The organism is Pseudomonas sp. NA-150, from assembly GCF_044336365.1.
Classification (GTDB): domain Bacteria; phylum Pseudomonadota; class Gammaproteobacteria; order Pseudomonadales; family Pseudomonadaceae; genus Aquipseudomonas.
Map to the genome: position 1 here is coordinate 136,277 of NZ_CP172305.1, position 14,485 is coordinate 150,761.

Annotated in this window: 14 protein-coding genes; 3 read left to right on the forward strand and 11 right to left on the reverse strand. The window is 59.0% G+C overall.

Features of this window, described 5'->3' with window-relative positions:
• Nucleotides 1-66: 66 nt before the first annotated feature.
• From ACF0H7_RS00655 to yrfG, 3 genes are all read right to left on the reverse strand, one after another.
• Complete coding sequence (locus tag ACF0H7_RS00655) at nucleotides 67-2,418, reverse strand: FdhF/YdeP family oxidoreductase (protein ID WP_397450932.1); 2,352 nt, start codon at nucleotides 2,416-2,418, stop codon at nucleotides 67-69.
• Between the two features lie 113 nt (nucleotides 2,419-2,531).
• Nucleotides 2,532-3,419, reverse strand: a complete 888-nt coding sequence (locus tag ACF0H7_RS00660; RefSeq protein WP_397450933.1) for a LysR family transcriptional regulator — start codon at nucleotides 3,417-3,419, stop codon at nucleotides 2,532-2,534.
• 52 nt (nucleotides 3,420-3,471) lie between these two features.
• Nucleotides 3,472-4,134, reverse strand: coding sequence for a GMP/IMP nucleotidase (yrfG, locus tag ACF0H7_RS00665; RefSeq protein ID WP_397450934.1), 663 nt, complete (start codon nucleotides 4,132-4,134; stop codon nucleotides 3,472-3,474).
• A 97-nt stretch (nucleotides 4,135-4,231) separates the two neighbouring features.
• Between yrfG and nudE the strand changes: the two genes are divergently transcribed.
• The gene (nudE, locus tag ACF0H7_RS00670) at nucleotides 4,232-4,798 is read left to right on the forward strand and encodes an ADP compounds hydrolase NudE (RefSeq protein ID WP_397450935.1); all 567 of its coding nucleotides are present in this window, start codon (nucleotides 4,232-4,234) and stop codon (nucleotides 4,796-4,798) included.
• Nucleotides 4,795-5,643 (forward strand): 3'(2'),5'-bisphosphate nucleotidase CysQ, encoded by an 849-nt coding sequence (gene cysQ, locus ACF0H7_RS00675; RefSeq protein ID WP_397450936.1) that lies wholly within the window; start codon nucleotides 4,795-4,797, stop codon nucleotides 5,641-5,643. The genes nudE and cysQ overlap by 4 nt, the downstream gene beginning before the upstream one ends.
• Before the next feature lie 85 nt (nucleotides 5,644-5,728).
• Here the strand turns inward: cysQ and ACF0H7_RS00680 are convergent, their stop codons facing one another.
• From ACF0H7_RS00680 to rfbB, 7 genes are all read right to left on the reverse strand, one after another.
• Nucleotides 5,729-6,184 carry a YiiD C-terminal domain-containing protein gene (locus tag ACF0H7_RS00680; protein WP_397450937.1) on the reverse strand — a complete coding sequence of 152 codons (456 nt, stop codon included), beginning with the start codon at nucleotides 6,182-6,184 and terminating at the stop codon, nucleotides 5,729-5,731.
• A 15-nt stretch (nucleotides 6,185-6,199) separates the two neighbouring features.
• Nucleotides 6,200-7,585 (reverse strand): sigma-54-dependent transcriptional regulator, encoded by a 1,386-nt coding sequence (locus ACF0H7_RS00685; protein WP_397450938.1) that lies wholly within the window; start codon nucleotides 7,583-7,585, stop codon nucleotides 6,200-6,202.
• A complete protein-coding gene (locus ACF0H7_RS00690) occupies nucleotides 7,582-9,396 on the reverse strand; it encodes an ATP-binding protein (RefSeq protein WP_397450939.1) in 1,815 nt (604 codons plus the stop codon). The genes ACF0H7_RS00685 and ACF0H7_RS00690 overlap by 4 nt, the downstream gene beginning before the upstream one ends.
• A gap of 125 nt (nucleotides 9,397-9,521) precedes the next feature.
• Nucleotides 9,522-10,415 (reverse strand): dTDP-4-dehydrorhamnose reductase, encoded by an 894-nt coding sequence (gene rfbD, locus ACF0H7_RS00695; protein ID WP_397450940.1) that lies wholly within the window; start codon nucleotides 10,413-10,415, stop codon nucleotides 9,522-9,524.
• The gene (gene rfbC, locus ACF0H7_RS00700) at nucleotides 10,412-10,957 is read right to left on the reverse strand and encodes a dTDP-4-dehydrorhamnose 3,5-epimerase (RefSeq protein ID WP_397450941.1); all 546 of its coding nucleotides are present in this window, start codon (nucleotides 10,955-10,957) and stop codon (nucleotides 10,412-10,414) included. Before rfbC ends, rfbD begins: the two co-directional genes overlap by 4 nt.
• The gene (gene rfbA, locus ACF0H7_RS00705; RefSeq protein WP_397450942.1) at nucleotides 10,954-11,829 is read right to left on the reverse strand and encodes a glucose-1-phosphate thymidylyltransferase RfbA; all 876 of its coding nucleotides are present in this window, start codon (nucleotides 11,827-11,829) and stop codon (nucleotides 10,954-10,956) included. The genes rfbC and rfbA overlap by 4 nt, the downstream gene beginning before the upstream one ends.
• The gene (gene rfbB, locus ACF0H7_RS00710; protein WP_397450943.1) at nucleotides 11,826-12,908 is read right to left on the reverse strand and encodes a dTDP-glucose 4,6-dehydratase; all 1,083 of its coding nucleotides are present in this window, start codon (nucleotides 12,906-12,908) and stop codon (nucleotides 11,826-11,828) included. Before rfbB ends, rfbA begins: the two co-directional genes overlap by 4 nt.
• Nucleotides 12,909-13,434: 526 nt before the next feature.
• On the opposite strand from rfbB, the gene ACF0H7_RS00715 reads away from it, so the two are divergent.
• Entirely contained in the window at nucleotides 13,435-13,959 is a 525-nt protein-coding gene (locus tag ACF0H7_RS00715) for a Bro-N domain-containing protein (RefSeq protein WP_397450944.1), read from the forward strand.
• 187 nt (nucleotides 13,960-14,146) lie between these two features.
• On the opposite strand, the gene ACF0H7_RS00720 is transcribed toward ACF0H7_RS00715, so the two are convergent.
• Nucleotides 14,147-14,452: a hypothetical protein gene (locus ACF0H7_RS00720; protein WP_397450945.1), complete on the reverse strand. Its 306-nt coding sequence runs from the start codon at nucleotides 14,450-14,452 to the stop codon at nucleotides 14,147-14,149.
• Nucleotides 14,453-14,485: the final 33 nt, after the last annotated feature.

Sequence of the window (14,485 nt, forward strand, 5' to 3'; positions counted from 1 at the left end):
CTCCTACAGGCTGTTGAAAATATCATGTAGGAGCGGGCTTGCCCGCGATAGCAGTAGTTCGCCTTCTTACATAATCCGCTGACTAACCGCCGCGTGTTCCAGGCGAATCGCAACAAATTTCGACGTCGGTGTATGGCTACCATCGCCCACGCTTTCCAGCGGCACCAGCGGGTTCACTTCAGGGTAATACGCCGCTGCCTGGCCAGCAGGAATATCGAATGCCAGCAGGGTGAAGCCCTTGACCCGACGTTCGAGCCCATCATCCCAGATCGAAACCAAATCCGCTTTCTGCCCCGGCTTGAAGCCCAGGCGGATGATGTCGGCTTCGTTGACGAACAGCACATCACGTTGGCCCTTAACCCCACGATAGCGGTCGTCGAGGCCATAGATCGTGGTGTTGTACTGATCGTGGGAGCGCATGGACTGCATGATCAGGTCGGGAATCTGGCCGGTCGAACGTACGTTTTCGTGCACCAGATCCAGAGGCAACACGTTGGACTTGAAGTTGGCGCGAGTCGACGGGGTGTTCCAGCGACGCTCGCTCGCAGCGTTGCCCAGATAGAAACCACCTGGATTGTCGAGACGTTGGTTGAAGTCTTTGAAACCTGGAATGGTGTCGGCGATCAGGTCGCGAATGCGGCGGTAATCGGCGGTCAACCACAACCAGTCCACCGGCTGTTTGCCGAGTGTGGCATTGGCGATGCCGGCGATGATCGCAGGCTCGGAGCGCATCTGTTTGGACAGCGGGCGCAACTGGCCGTTGGAGGCGTGGACCATGCTGAAAGAGTCTTCCACCGTCACTGCCTGCGGACCTTCGTCTTGCATGTCGATATCGGTGCGCCCGAAGCACGGCAGGATCAGTGCATCTTTGCCGTGGGCCAAATGGCTACGGTTGAGCTTGGTGCTGATTTGCACGGTCAGGTCGCAGTTGTTCAGCGCCTGGAAGGTGCGCGGGCTGTCCGGCGTCGCCTGGGCGAAGTTACCGCCCAGGGCGATAAACACTTTGGAGCGCCCGTCGAGCATTGCGTGGATCGCTTCCACTACGTTGTGGCCGTTGCTGCGCGGGACTTTGAACTGGAAGCGCTTTTCCAGCGAGTCGAGGAAGAACGCCGGCGGGCGCTCGTTGATCCCCATGGTGCGGTCGCCCTGCACGTTACTGTGGCCACGTACCGGGCACAGGCCAGCGCCAGGCTTGCCAATGTTGCCGCGCAGCAGCATCAGGTTGGCGATTTCCTGAATGGTCGGTACCGAGTGCCTATGCTGAGTGATGCCCATCGCCCAGCACATGATCACGTTCTTGCTCTTGCGGTACATCTTTGCAGAGGTTTCGATATCGCCGATGGTCAGACCGGATTGCTGGATGATTTCTTCCCATGAGGTGTCATCCACCGCCGCCAGGTAATCCAGCACGCCGTCAGTGTGCTCGTTGAGGAAATCATGATCGAAAACGGCAGGCTCGTTGGCAGCCTGAGCCTCGCGTTCCCATTGCAGCAGGTACTTGGCCATGCCGCGCAGCAACGCCATGTCGCCACCCAGCGCAGGACGGAAGTACGCGGTATTGGTCGGCTCGGAACCATTGGTCAGCATTTCAATCGGGTGCTGCGGATGTTGGAAGCGCTCTAGACCGCGTTCTTTCAACGGGTTGACGCACACCACGTGGGCACCGCGTTTCACTGCTTCACGCAGCGGTTCGAGCATTCGTGGGTGGTTGGTGCCAGGGTTCTGACCGAGGACGAAAATGGCATCGGCGTGTTCGAAATCGTCGAAGGTCACGGTGCCTTTACCGACGCCAACGCTCTGCGCCAACGCCACACCACTGGCTTCGTGGCACATGTTCGAACAGTCAGGGAAATTGTTGGTGCCGTAAGCGCGCACGAACAGCTGATACAGGTACGCCGCTTCGTTGCTGGCCCGGCCCGAGGTATAGAACTCGGCCATGTCCGGGCTTGGCAGGTTGTTTAGATGCTTGGCGATCAGGGCGAAGGCCTCGTCCCAGCTGACCGGTACATAACGATCGGTTTCGGCGTTGTAGCGCATCGGCTCGGTCAAGCGGCCCTGATACTCAAGCCAGTAATCACTTTGCTCAAGCAGGGAGCTGACGCTGTAGCGGGCGAAAAACGAGGCATCGACGCGGCGCTTGGTGGCTTCCCAGTTGACGGCCTTGGCGCCGTTTTCGCAAAACTTGACCATGCCGCTTTCCGGCGAATCACCCCAGGCACAACCAGGGCAGTCAAAGCCGCCATTCTGGTTGGTCTTGAGCATCATGCGGAGGTTTTTCAGCGCGTTGTCACTGGTCAGCCACGCTTGGGTCACGCTGATCAGCGCACCCCAACCGCCCGCTGCACCCTTGTAGGGTTTGTATCGCGGGACTGGGGGTTTGTCGGCTTGTTGGTGATTGGCCACGCTATCGTACTCCATCGCAGGGCGGTAATCCCTCAGCGCTGGGGTACCGGCAGATTAGCGCCTAGCCTAGGGGCGCTCGCCGGTTTGCGTCTAATCGTTAGTACTGATCCTCTGATAGAGCGTGTCGATCAAGACTCATCAATCAGGGTCCGATACTCAATGAAGCAGGCTTCGGCCAATGCGGAGCGTGGCGCCCCACGGCGCATGATCAGGCCGAGACGGGCCAGGGTTTGCGCGTCGGCAATCGGGTGCAGTCGCAAGTGTTCGGTGAGACTTTCCAGGCCGCCCTCCAAGGGCATGATCGCGCAGCAGAAACCGCCATGCACCGCTTGCAACAATTGATGCACGGCATCGGTCTGCAACAGCGGTTTCGGGCTCAGGCCGCGGCTAAGAAAATTGTGATCGATGGATTGGCGAAAATGCATGCCGCTGGTGAGCAGGCCCAGGGGCAGTTCGACCAGCGCTTCCCAGCTCAGCGGCTGTTCGCCGAAGCTGAAATGCCGGTGGTCATACAGCAGGCCCATTTGGGTTTGTGCCAGGGGCAGTAATTCGAAACGCTCGTTGTCCAGTCGCTCAATGTACGACACACCCAGATCCAGCTGGTTGCTCGCCAACTGATCCAGCACTTGCTCGGAACTGAGCGACGACAGTTCGAAACGCAGGTTCGGGTGCAACCGGTGCATGCGCCGCATCAGCGCCAGCGGGTCGAAGCTTGATAAAGGCACGACACCGAGACGCAAGGTCCCCACCAGATGCCCCCGGCAGGCAGCGGCTTCGGCGTGCAGGCCGTCATACGCGGCCAGAACCGTGCGCGCCCAGGCCAATACCCGCTCGCCCGGTGCGGTAAAGCCTTCGAAGCGCTGGCCGCGATTGACCAACGACAGATCGAGCTCTTCCTCCAGGCTGCGCAAGCGCATGGACAAGGTCGGCTGGGTAATGTGACAACGCGCCGCCGCCTGACCGAAGTGTCGCGTCTCATCGAGGGCGACGAGGAATTTCAGTTGTTTGATGTCCATCTTCATTCCGGAGTGCAAGAGGGCTGTAGGAGATTGGCGACGCGGTATTGAATCAAAGTCCGACAATCAGCTCGCGATAATCGCCAACTGCGGCGAATTCCTCGGTGTCTTTCGGCCCTTTGCGGCTGTCCGGTTCGCTGACCGCCAGCAAATGGCCAATGCCAAAGCGTTGGGCGCTGCGCAGAATCGGCAAAGTGTCGTCGATAAACAGGCTGCGACTTGGCTCGAAGGCGATGTCGGCTTGCAGTGCGTCCCAGAACTGCGGGTGCTCTTTGGGGTACCCGTAGTCGTGGGAGCTGATCATCCGTTCGAAGTACGACGCCAGTTGCACGCGCTCCATTTTCAATGACAGCGAGTCGCGGTGCGCGTTGGTGATCATGATCACGCGCTTGCCGGCCTGTTTGATCGCCGCCAGAAAGGTTTCGGCATCGGGGCGCAAGGAGATGAGGTCAGCGGTCTCTTTTTTCAGGTCGCGCAGGGAAAGCTTGAGCTCGGCGCTCCAGAAATCCAGGCAGTACCAATTCAGCGTGCCGGCGTTCTTTTCGAACAGCGGCTTTATCTCCAGCTCGGCCATGGCCCGACTGACCCCGTGCAGGTCGGCGTAGCGCTGTGGCAGGTGTTGCAGCCAGAAATGGTTGTCGTAATGCAGGTCGAGCAAGGTGCCGTCCATATCGAGCAGAACGGTATCAATGTCGTGCCAAGGTAAAGAAGGCATTCGGGATCTCGGGTGATGTATGAATTAGGTGTCGTTTCCGACACAGACAATCGGAAAAGCCACGGTATAGTACCCCGTCTACGCCAAGGAGCCTGTCATGCGCCAGAAACCCACCGTCCTCGCCCGCGAAATCGTCGCCAGTAGCCGCCTGTTTCGAGTCGAAGAGCTGCAATTGCGCTTTTCCAACGGCGTCGAACGCACCTACGAACGCCTGGTGGGCCGTGGTGCCGGCTATGGCGCGGTGATGATCGTCGCGATGCTCGATGCCGATCACGCTGTGCTGATCGAAGAATATTGCGGCGGTACCGATGAGTACGAGTTGTCCTTGCCTAAAGGCTTGATCGAGCCGGGCGAAGACGTGCTGGCCGCCGCCAACCGCGAGCTTAAGGAAGAAGCCGGGTTTGGCGCGCACCAATTGGAGCATTTGACCGAGCTGTCATTGTCGCCCGGTTACATGAGCCAGAAAATCCAGGTGGTACTGGCCACCGATCTGTACGAAGAAACGCTGCCGGGCGACGAGCCTGAGCCAATGCGGGTCGACAAAGTCAACCTGCGCGAGCTGTCGAGCCTGATCCAGCATCCACAATTCAGCGAGGGCCGCGCGTTGGCGGCCCTGTATCTGGCGCGCGATCTATTGACCCAACGCGGGGATTTCCAGCCGTGACTGATGTGTTTTCCAACCTGCCGCATCCGCTTTTGGCGCCGGTAATCGAACTGGCGCGCCGCGCCGGGGAAGTGATCCTGCCGTTCTGGCGTGCCAATGTCGCCGTTGAATCCAAGGCCGATGCGTCGCCGGTGACCGCTGCCGACCTGGCGGCCCACCATTTGTTGGTGGCGGGTTTGCAGGCGCTGGCGCCGGATATCCACGTGTTGTCCGAAGAAGATGCCGATATCCCCCAGAGCGAGCGCGCCACTTGGAAGCGTTGGTGGCTGGTGGATCCGCTGGACGGCACCAAGGAATTCATTTCCGGCAGTGAAGAGTTCACCGTCAACATCGCCCTGATCGAAAACGGCCGTGTGGTGTTTGGCGTGGTGTCGATGCCGACCAACAACCGCTGCTACTTCGGCGGTGCTGGTTTGGGCGCCTGGCGCAGTAATGACGAGAACCATGCCGAGCCAATCAGCGTACGCGAAGTGCCCGCGGCGGGTGAAGCGTTCACTGTGGTTGCCAGCCGCCGCCACAGCAGCCCGGAGCAAGAGCGTTTGTTGGCTGGGTTGTCTGCCAGCCTGGGTGAGTTGCAGTTGGCCAATATCGGCAGCTCGCTGAAGTTCTGCCTGCTGGCGGAAGGGGCTGCGGATTGCTATCCACGACTGGCGCCGACGTCGCAGTGGGACACCGCTGCGGCGCAAGGCGTGCTGGAAGGGGCAGGTGGCGAGGTGCTGGACCTGTCGGGCAATACCTTTACCTATCCGCCGCGTGAGTCGCTGCTTAACGCGTTCTTCCTCGCACTGCCAACCAAGGCGGCGTGGCGTGGGAAGTTATTGGAATTGGCCAAGTCTGGTCTTTGAGCTGCGTCGATCTAATCGCGGGCAAGCCCGCTCCTACAATGATTTTCATAACCTCTGTAGGAGCGGGCTTGCCCGCGATAGCCATTCATCGGTGCAACACATACTGCCCGGTAAACCGCACCGCCGGTTCTTCGCTCCCCAGGTTAACCACACGCGTGGGCAGTATCAGCCGTGCACGGTCATAACGCTGGTATGTGCGCAGAAACCGCTCCCACACTGCTTCATCCGGTGCATCGCACAGCGCGATGGCATCGGTGGTGACCGGTATCGGATAGCTGATCTGGCCTTCATGAATCACGATATGCCCGTCGTCGACTCCCGCTTCACGCAATCGCAGGTGCAGCCAGCCCCAGCCGGCAAGCACCGCGGCGCAGTACAGGCTGCCGCCGAACATCGTGCTCTTATGGTTGATGTTGACGTCCAGCGGCAATTGCAGGCGCAGTTGCCCGCCTTGCCAGCTCAGCACCTTGATGCCCATCTCGCGGGTCAGTGGAATGTCCTGGTGCAGGACCTGTTCCAGGTAGTTGCTGTCATCGCTCATAGCCGTTCCTTGCGATCAATCGAGGTCGTCGGTGCCGTTGTGGCTATCACCGAAGCTCAAACCGTGTTTGCGCAGTTTGTCGTGCAGGGTTTTGCGCGGCAGGCCGAGGGCTTCGGCCAGGCTGCGCACTGAACTGTGGGGGCGGGTCAATTCGGCGGCGATCAATGAGCGCTCGAAGCTTTCAACCTGCTCACTGAGGCCACCCACCGTGTTGGGCATATTCGGCATTTCATTACCTTCCAGCGCCAGCTCCAGGCCGAGGGCGAAACGCTCGGCGGCGTTTTGCAGTTCGCGCACGTTGCCCGGCCAGGTGTAACGCAGCAGCAGGGCACGTTGGCCAGGTTGCAGTTCATGTTTGGGCAAGCCGTGGCGAACGCTGGCGGCGTCGGCGAAATGCTGGAACAACATCAGCGCATCTTCGCCGCGCTCGCGCAGTGGCGGAATTTTCAGTGGCGCGACATTCAGGCGGTAATACAGGTCGGCACGGAAACGGCCCTGATCCGCGGCCTGGCGCAAGTCTTCCTTGGTTGCCGCAATCACCCGTATATCCAGCGCGATCTGCTGGTTGCCGCCCAAGCGTTCGACCATTCGTTCTTGCAGCAAGCGCAGCAATTTCACCTGCACCTCCAGGCTCATGCTTTCGATTTCGTCGAGAAACAGCGTGCCGCCGTTGGCGAACTCGAACTTGCCGATCCGGCGTTTTTGCGCGCCGGTGAACGCACCCGGTTCATGGCCGAACAGCTCGCTTTCGACCACCGACTCGGCCAGCGCCCCGGCGTTGATCGCGACAAAAGGTCCAGCGCGACGGTTAGACAGATCATGCAGGGCGCGGGCGACCACTTCTTTGCCGGCGCCGGTTTCACCGAGGATCAACACGTCGGCCTTGGTCGCGGCGAGGGCACCGATTTGCTCGCGCAGGCGCAGCATCGGCGCGGACTGCCCCACCAGTCGTGCGCTCAGTTGCTGTCGATCGCTCAACGCCAGACGCAGGCTGCGGTTGTCCAGTACCAGACGACGCAGGTCGAGTGCGCGGCGCACGCTGTCCAACAGCGCGTCGCTGGCAAAAGGTTTTTCAAGGAAGTCATAAGCACCGGCACGCATGGCCTGCACCGCCAGCGGCACATCGCCGTGGCCGGTGATCAGCAGCACCGGCAGCTCCGGGTCCTGGCTGTGCAGTTGAGTCAGCAGCTCAAGGCCATCGATACCGGGCATGCGGATGTCGCTGACGATCACCCCGGGCCAGTCGCGCTCGATACGATCTGCCAGGCCCTTGGCCTCAGTCAACGACAGGACTTTCAGGCCCGCGAGGTCCAGGGTCTGACTGAGAGCGCCGCGCAAATGCGGGTCGTCGTCGATCAGCACCACTTGAATCCGGCTGTCGATGGCGTGGTCCGTACTCATGCCGATAGATCCTCTGGCGGTTGAAGATTGACCCCGGACGCGCCGGCGCGCAGGCATAACGTCAGCACTGCGCCGCCGGTGGGGTGATTGGCGAACAGCAACTCGCCGCCCAGCGCGCGCATCAGCGTATCGCAAATCGCCAGGCCGAGCCCCAAGCCCTGGGTGCGAGTCTTGGTGGTGAAAAACGGCTCTCTGGCATGGGCCAGCGCTTCGTTGGAAAACCCCGGCCCGTTGTCACGGATGTACAGGTTGACGCCCTCGGCGGTCTGCTCGGCACTTAACCAGATTCTACGTGGCGGGCCTTTTTCGGTGAGCGCATCGAGGGCGTTGGCCAGCAGATTGCCCAGTACCTGGCGCAATCGGGTTTCGCCCGCTTGCACCCACAACGTCGCGTCTGGCAGATCGCGGATCAGTTCAACTTCCATGGCGCGTCGCCGTTTGGCCAACAGTGCCAGAGCGTCGTCCAGCGCTGGTTGCAGAGCGACACTTTCTGGCGCATGCCGATCGCGGCGGGCGAAAGCGCGCAGGTGGGCGATGATCGAAGACATGCGCCCGGTCAGCTCGTTGATCAGCTTGAGATTGCCGCGGGCATCGTCGGTGCGTTGATGATCGAGCAGCACTTCGGCGTTTTCCGCGTAACTGCGGATCGCCGCCAATGGTTGATTGAGCTCATGGCTGATACTGGCGGACATGGTGCCCAGCGCCGACAATTTGCTGGCCTGCACCAGTTCGTCCTGGGCGCGAACCAACTCTTGTTGCGCTTGTTCGCGCTCTAATACTTCCTGCTTGAGTCGGCTGTTCAGGCCCTCAAGATCGCTGGTCCGCTCGACCACGCGCACTTCCAGTTCACGCCGGGCCTTGGCTTCAAAGGCAATGCGTTCGAGGTAATGCCGCCGGCGTTGCATCATCAGGCCCAGCAGCAACATCAGTACCAGCAACGCTGCGCCACCGACCGCCACCACCGTGCGTACAGGTCGGTCGACCAGCACCCGAGGCGCAAGAATGCTGACTCGCCAGCCGGTTTCGTCCATGATTTGAGTTTGCGTGAGCCAGGCCTTCTCATTGAGATTCAGCGGTTTCGGGTCGCGCGTCGGATAGGGCTGAATGGCGGCAATCGCCTGTTTTTCGGCATCGCTCAACGGGCGGGTCGCACGGAAGCGCCAGTCGGGGTTGGAGGTCAGGATCACCACGCCGTTGGCATCGGTCAGCAGCAGTTGTTCCGGCGTCTTGCCCCATAAGGTCTCGGTGCGGTCCAGATCGACCTTCACCACCAGCACGCCGAGCACCTGGCCGCCGCCGTGCACCGCTGATGCGAAGAAGTAGCCGCGCTTGGCCGAAGTGGTACCCAGACCAAAAAAACGCCCCAGGCGGCCCTCCATCGCCTCGCTGAAATAAGGCCGAAAGGCGAAATTGCGGTCGACGAAACTGTCGTGTTTATCCCAATTGGACGCCGCCAGCGTATTGCCGTTGGGGTCCATCAGGTACAACACCTCGGCGCCGGTCTGACGGCTGATTTCCTTGAGCAAGCGATTGGCATTTTCCTGCGCGAGCTGTTGCTGCGGGTTGTCCAGCACCGCGCGCAATGCGGGAAGGTCGCTGAGGATCTGCGGCAACACTTCGTAGCGATGCAACGTGCCCAACAGGTTGGCGACGTACAGATCAAGGGTCTGGCGGTTCTGGCTGGTCAGCTCGTTACCGTAATAGCGCTCGGCCAGGTGCTGCAGCGGCCACAACAGAGGCGCGAGGCACACTGCCAATAAAGCAAGGCTGCGCCAGCGGGGACGTCGGGCCAGGGTGGGGGTGGTGGTCATGTTGAAAATGCGCCGAATTAAGTTCGTCTGGCACATTATCTGTAGGAGCTGCCGAAGGCTGCGAACGATGGCCAGGCGCAGCCTTCGGCAGCTCCTACAGGTGAGTGCGGTACGGGTCAGTATGCCTATTGCTGCCCCGCCAGGCACTCCAGCATTGCGCTGTGCCAGTCAGGCAATCGCACTTGCCACTCATCGCGCAGCAGGCTGCAATCGAGGCGCGAGTTTTGTGGGCGTTCGGCAGGCGTCGGGTAGGCGCTGGCCGGAATTGGCTCCAGCGTCGCGCAAGACTTGCCCTGCTTGACCAACTGCTCACCGATGGCCTGAGCGAAGCCATACCACGAGGTCTCGCCGCCAGCGGTCAGGTGATAGACGCCGGAAGGGCCGGCCCTGCCATCGCGCCAATGCTCGATCAATGCACGGGTAGTCTGGGCAATGGTCCCCGCCCAGGTCGGCGCACCGATCTGGTCGGCCACCACACGTAACTCCGGCCGTTCTTGCAACAACCGTTGCATGGTCAGCAGGAAGTTCTTGCCGTGCAGCGAATACACCCAACTGGTGCGCAAAATCAGGTACTGGCCACCGACTGCCATGATCGCCTGTTCACCGGCCAGTTTACTCTTGCCATAAACGCCCAACGGCGCAGGCTCGTCTTGTTCGGTATAGGGCGAGGTTTTTTTGCCATCGAAGACGTAATCGGTGGAGTAATGAATCAACGGAATACCGAGCTTCTTCGCCTCTTCCGCGAAAACCCCCGGCGCAACGCCATTGATCGCGAACGCCAGTTCTGGCTCGCTCTCCGCCTGATCGACCGCCGTGTGCGCGGCAGCGTTGATAATCATGTCCGGGCGCCACTCACTCACTGCCTCGCGAATGGTTTCGGGGTGGCTCAGGTCCAGTTGGTCGCGGCCCAGCACGCGCAACTCGCCCAGACCGGCAAGGCAAGCCTGCAGTTCGCGTGAAACCTGACCGTGCTGACCGCTGATGAAGATCTTCAGAGGTTTTGCCGATGTCGATGTCATGGGAACAGATCTGCCTCTTTCAGGAATTTGCCGTCTATGTCTTTGGCCGACAGTTTCGGTGTCTCGGTCAACTGCCAGTCGATGGCCAATTCCGGGTCATCCCAACGGATGCAACGCTCGGCGCTCGGCTGATAGTAGTCGGTGGTCTTGTAGAGGAATTCGGCGTAGTCGCTGAGCACCACGAAACCATGGGCAAAGCCTTCCGGGATCCACAGTTGGCGATTGTTTTCGGCGGAAAGCCGGACGCTGGCCCAGCGACCAAAGTTCGGCGAACTGCGACGAATATCCACCGCCACATCCAGCACTTCACCGGCGGTCACCCGTACCAATTTGCCCTGAGTGTGCTCCAACTGGTAGTGCAGGCCGCGCAACACGCTCTTTTGCGAGCGTGAGTGGTTGTCCTGAACAAACTGAGCGGTAATGCCAGTTGCCTGCTCAAAACTCCGCGCATTAAAACTTTCGTAGAAAAAACCGCGCTCGTCGCCAAATACCTTGGGCTCAAGGATCAGGACGCCGGGGAGTTCAGACGCAACTACATTCATTGACGTTCCTCAGCCAGTTTAAACAGGTATTGGCCGTAGCCGGTTTTGCCGAATGCGTCGGCGCGTTCAAGCAAATGCTCGCGGTCGATCCAGTCGTTCTGGTAAGCAATCTCTTCCAGGCACGCGACTTTCAGGCCTTGGCGATGTTCGATGGTCTGCACATACTGCGAAGCTTCCAGCAGACTGTCGTGAGTGCCCGTGTCCAGCCATGCAAAACCACGGCCGAAACGCTCGACGCGCAAGTCGCCGCGTTCCAGGTAAGCATTGTTGACGTCAGTAATCTCCAGCTCGCCACGGGGTGAAGGCTTCACCGCTTTGGCAATCTGGATCACATCGTTGTCGTAGAAATACAGACCGGTGACCGCATAGCTGGACTTCGGCTGCTTGGGTTTCTCCTCGATGGACAGCGCGTGGCCTTGTTCATCAAAGTCGATTACGCCGAAACGCTCCGGATCCTTCACCCAATAGCCGAACACTGTCGCGCCTTTGGGGTGCTCGGCTGCGCTTTGCAGCTGTTCGCTGAAATGCTGGCCGTGGAAAATGTTGTCGCCGAGGATCAGGCACACCGGGTCTTTGCCGATGAATTTTTCACCGATCAAAAAAGCCTGAGCCAATCCATCCGGACGAGGTTGCTCTTCGTAGTGGAAGTGCACGCCGAACTGGCTGCCATCGCCCAACAGGTTGCGGTATTGCGGCAGGTCCGCCGGGGTCGAAATGATCAGGATTTCGCGGATGCCGGCCAGCATCAGCACCGAGATCGGGTAATAGATCATGGGTTTGTCGTAGATCGGCAGCAACTGTTTGGAAACGCCGAGCGTAATCGGATGCAGGCGCGTGCCTGAGCCTCCTGCCAGAACGATGCCTTTCATCATGCAATCAAATCCTTTATGTCAGTGAAGCCCAGCCGTTCGCCTTGGTAGCTGCCGTCCTGGACCCTTCGGCACCAGTCTAGATTATTCAAATACCATTGCACGGTTTTACGCAGGCCCGACTCAAAGGTCTCTTCCGGGGTCCAGCCCAGCTCGCGCTCGATCTTGCCGGCGTCAATGGCATAACGCATGTCGTGGCCCGGACGATCGACCACAAACGTGATCAAGTCAGCAAAGTTCGCCACGCCTGCAGGACGCTGCGGCGCCAGCTCTTCGAGCAGCGCACAAATCCCACGCACCACATCGATGTTTTTCTGCTCGTTGTGCCCGCCGATATTGTAGGTCTCGCCTACCACGCCTTCGGTCACAACTTTAAACAGCGCGCGCGCATGGTCTTCGACATATAGCCAGTCGCGCACCTGCAAACCATTGCCATACACCGGCAGCGGCTTCCCGGCCAGCGCATTGAGAATCACCAGCGGGATCAACTTTTCCGGGAAATGGAACGGCCCGTAGTTGTTCGAACAGTTAGTGATCACCACCGGCAGGCCGTACGTGCGATGCCAGGCGCGAACCAAGTGATCCGACGCCGCTTTACTGGCCGAATACGGCGAACTTGGCGCGTAAGGCGTGGTTTCGGTGAACAGGTCGTCAACGCCGTGCAGGTCGCCGTACACCTCGTCGGTAGAAATATGGTGGAAACGAAACGCAGCGCGCTCGGCCTCAGGCAGCTTGCTCCAATAAGCACGAGTGGCCTCCAGCAAACTGTAAGTGCCGACGATATTGGTCTGGATAAACTCCGACGGGCCGTCAATCGAACGGTCAACGTGGGACTCCGCCGCCAAATGCATGATCGCGTGAGGCTGGAAACGCTCCAGCACTTCACTGACCTTGGCCTGATCAACGATATCGGCCTGCACGAATTCATAGCGCGTGTCAGTCGCAATGCTTTGCAGCGACTCGAGATTGCCGGCGTAGGTCAGCTTGTCGAAGTTGAGCACGTCGTGATCGGTGTGTTGAATCAGATGGCGGACCAGCGCCGAACCAATGAAGCCGGCGCCGCCGGTGATAAGAATTCGCATGGTTTTACCTTCATCCTTGGATGGTCGTTAAGCCGATGGGACATAGCTTGTCGGCAGGAGAGGGCGTGTGCAATAGCGGTTGATCGAGAAAAGGCGCGCGGAGCCATGAAAAATACTGATTGAGGTGCCACAAAGCCGCCGACGCCCCTGTAGGAGCTGCCGAAGGCTGCGAACGGCCTCAAGCGCGACAAACGCCTTGGCTATATCACCACACCCTCGCATCAAACGGTTACATCAAAACACCCCACCCCCGACACCTGTCGGATTGACCCTCGTGCGCTGGTGCTGAATCATTGCGCCCCAAGAGCCTAAGAACTCTATACAAGCGTCACCCGCCACGATAGACAGCGGTTTTTTTGCGCCTGCGGTAAGGTTACTTATCGTAAGCGCAATTTGCTTCTGCTCGTCTGTTATGTCGGGAGTCGGCTAATACAAGACCCTTCGGGGGAATATGTCGGCACTCCTTGTAGGTGTTCTTAGCTCCCGACACCCACGTCCCCACACGGACGCAAAGGACAGACCGAGCATGGAATCGCCGCACCAACCCCACGTCTTCACCCGCCACAAACTCAAACTCCACGCCCTGATCATCGAACGCCAAGCCTGGTTCTGCACCCGCGACCTTGGGCGGTTGATGGGTATGTTTTTCGAAGACCGCATCACCCGGAAGCTCGACACCGACCAGCGTCGGGTGGTGACGTTGGAATACTACGGCGAGCTCAAGGACATGCAGATGATCAGCGAATCTGCGGTGTATGCGATGTTGATCTACCACCATCATCCGGAGAATTTTCAGCTGCGGCGGTGGCTGACGTATCAGGTGTTGCCAGTGTTGCGTGAGTCCCACATGCCTACCCGGGATGATGGTCCGACGCCGGGAGTGTTGGAATGGCGTAGCGGAGAATTGAGGGTTTTGCACTGGCAGGATGAACCTTGGATTCGGTTAAGGGATATGCCGAGTTTATTGCCGGGGCGGGGGGATGTGGCGTCGGCAGGTGGGTGGTGGGGGATCAGGGCATCCCGGTTACTGAGTGCCCTGATAGGTCGATAGCGCTGTTATTTTTTTAGCCTCCAAACGTAGCAGGCTCTTAATGCTTCGCTGTCAGTTAGAGAGTGCGATTGGCGAACGCTACAGCGTTCTATATCTAGGTTGGTTTCTATGCTCGGCCGAATTTACAGCAGCCAATGGCTCACGCAGTGGCGTCATCAGCATGACACCGCTGCGTGATAGCTGGTTGTTAAAATTCTGAACGATACTGCCCTACCTTGCAGCGTTCTAGTTCCTCTTCGGTCTTTAGCTCAGTTATGATTCCTAGCCGATATTTGCAATAGTCGATCATCAGATTTCGGCGCCTAACTGAAAGCTTTTCTAGCTTTGTTTCAATCATTCCACCCGCATAAATATTATAAAATTCAACCTGGAAGGTTGGGTGTTTTTTTATAAACCAGACTCTTATTGGGTCTAGCTCTTCTAAGTATGTATAGTAGCCAATGTTTAACACTCCAATAGTAGCTAACAATGTTGCCAGTATAAAAATCTTCATAAAGATAAACTCTAAAATGAAAATATCTGCGAA

Excerpts from the sequence above, each read along its gene's own strand:
- nudE (WP_397450935.1), top strand. The coding sequence starts at position 4,232 with ATGCGCCAGAAACCCACCGTCCTCGCCCGCGAAATCGTCGCCAGTAGC.
- ACF0H7_RS00690 (WP_397450939.1), bottom strand. The coding sequence starts at position 9,396 with ATGACCACCACCCCCACCCTGGCCCGACGTCCCCGCTGGCGCAGCCTT.
- ACF0H7_RS00660 (WP_397450933.1), bottom strand. The coding sequence starts at position 3,419 with ATGGACATCAAACAACTGAAATTCCTCGTCGCCCTCGATGAGACGCGA.
- ACF0H7_RS00655 (WP_397450932.1), bottom strand. The coding sequence starts at position 2,418 with ATGGAGTACGATAGCGTGGCCAATCACCAACAAGCCGACAAACCCCCA.
- ACF0H7_RS00680 (WP_397450937.1), bottom strand. The coding sequence starts at position 6,184 with ATGAGCGATGACAGCAACTACCTGGAACAGGTCCTGCACCAGGACATT.
- ACF0H7_RS00685 (WP_397450938.1), bottom strand. The coding sequence starts at position 7,585 with ATGAGTACGGACCACGCCATCGACAGCCGGATTCAAGTGGTGCTGATC.
- rfbB (WP_397450943.1), bottom strand. The coding sequence starts at position 12,908 with ATGCGAATTCTTATCACCGGCGGCGCCGGCTTCATTGGTTCGGCGCTG.
- ACF0H7_RS00715 (WP_397450944.1), top strand. The coding sequence starts at position 13,435 with ATGGAATCGCCGCACCAACCCCACGTCTTCACCCGCCACAAACTCAAA.
- rfbD (WP_397450940.1), bottom strand. The coding sequence starts at position 10,415 with ATGACATCGACATCGGCAAAACCTCTGAAGATCTTCATCAGCGGTCAG.
- yrfG (WP_397450934.1), bottom strand. The coding sequence starts at position 4,134 with ATGCCTTCTTTACCTTGGCACGACATTGATACCGTTCTGCTCGATATG.
- rfbA (WP_397450942.1), bottom strand. The coding sequence starts at position 11,829 with ATGATGAAAGGCATCGTTCTGGCAGGAGGCTCAGGCACGCGCCTGCAT.
- rfbC (WP_397450941.1), bottom strand. The coding sequence starts at position 10,957 with ATGAATGTAGTTGCGTCTGAACTCCCCGGCGTCCTGATCCTTGAGCCC.
- ACF0H7_RS00720 (WP_397450945.1), bottom strand. The coding sequence starts at position 14,452 with ATGAAGATTTTTATACTGGCAACATTGTTAGCTACTATTGGAGTGTTA.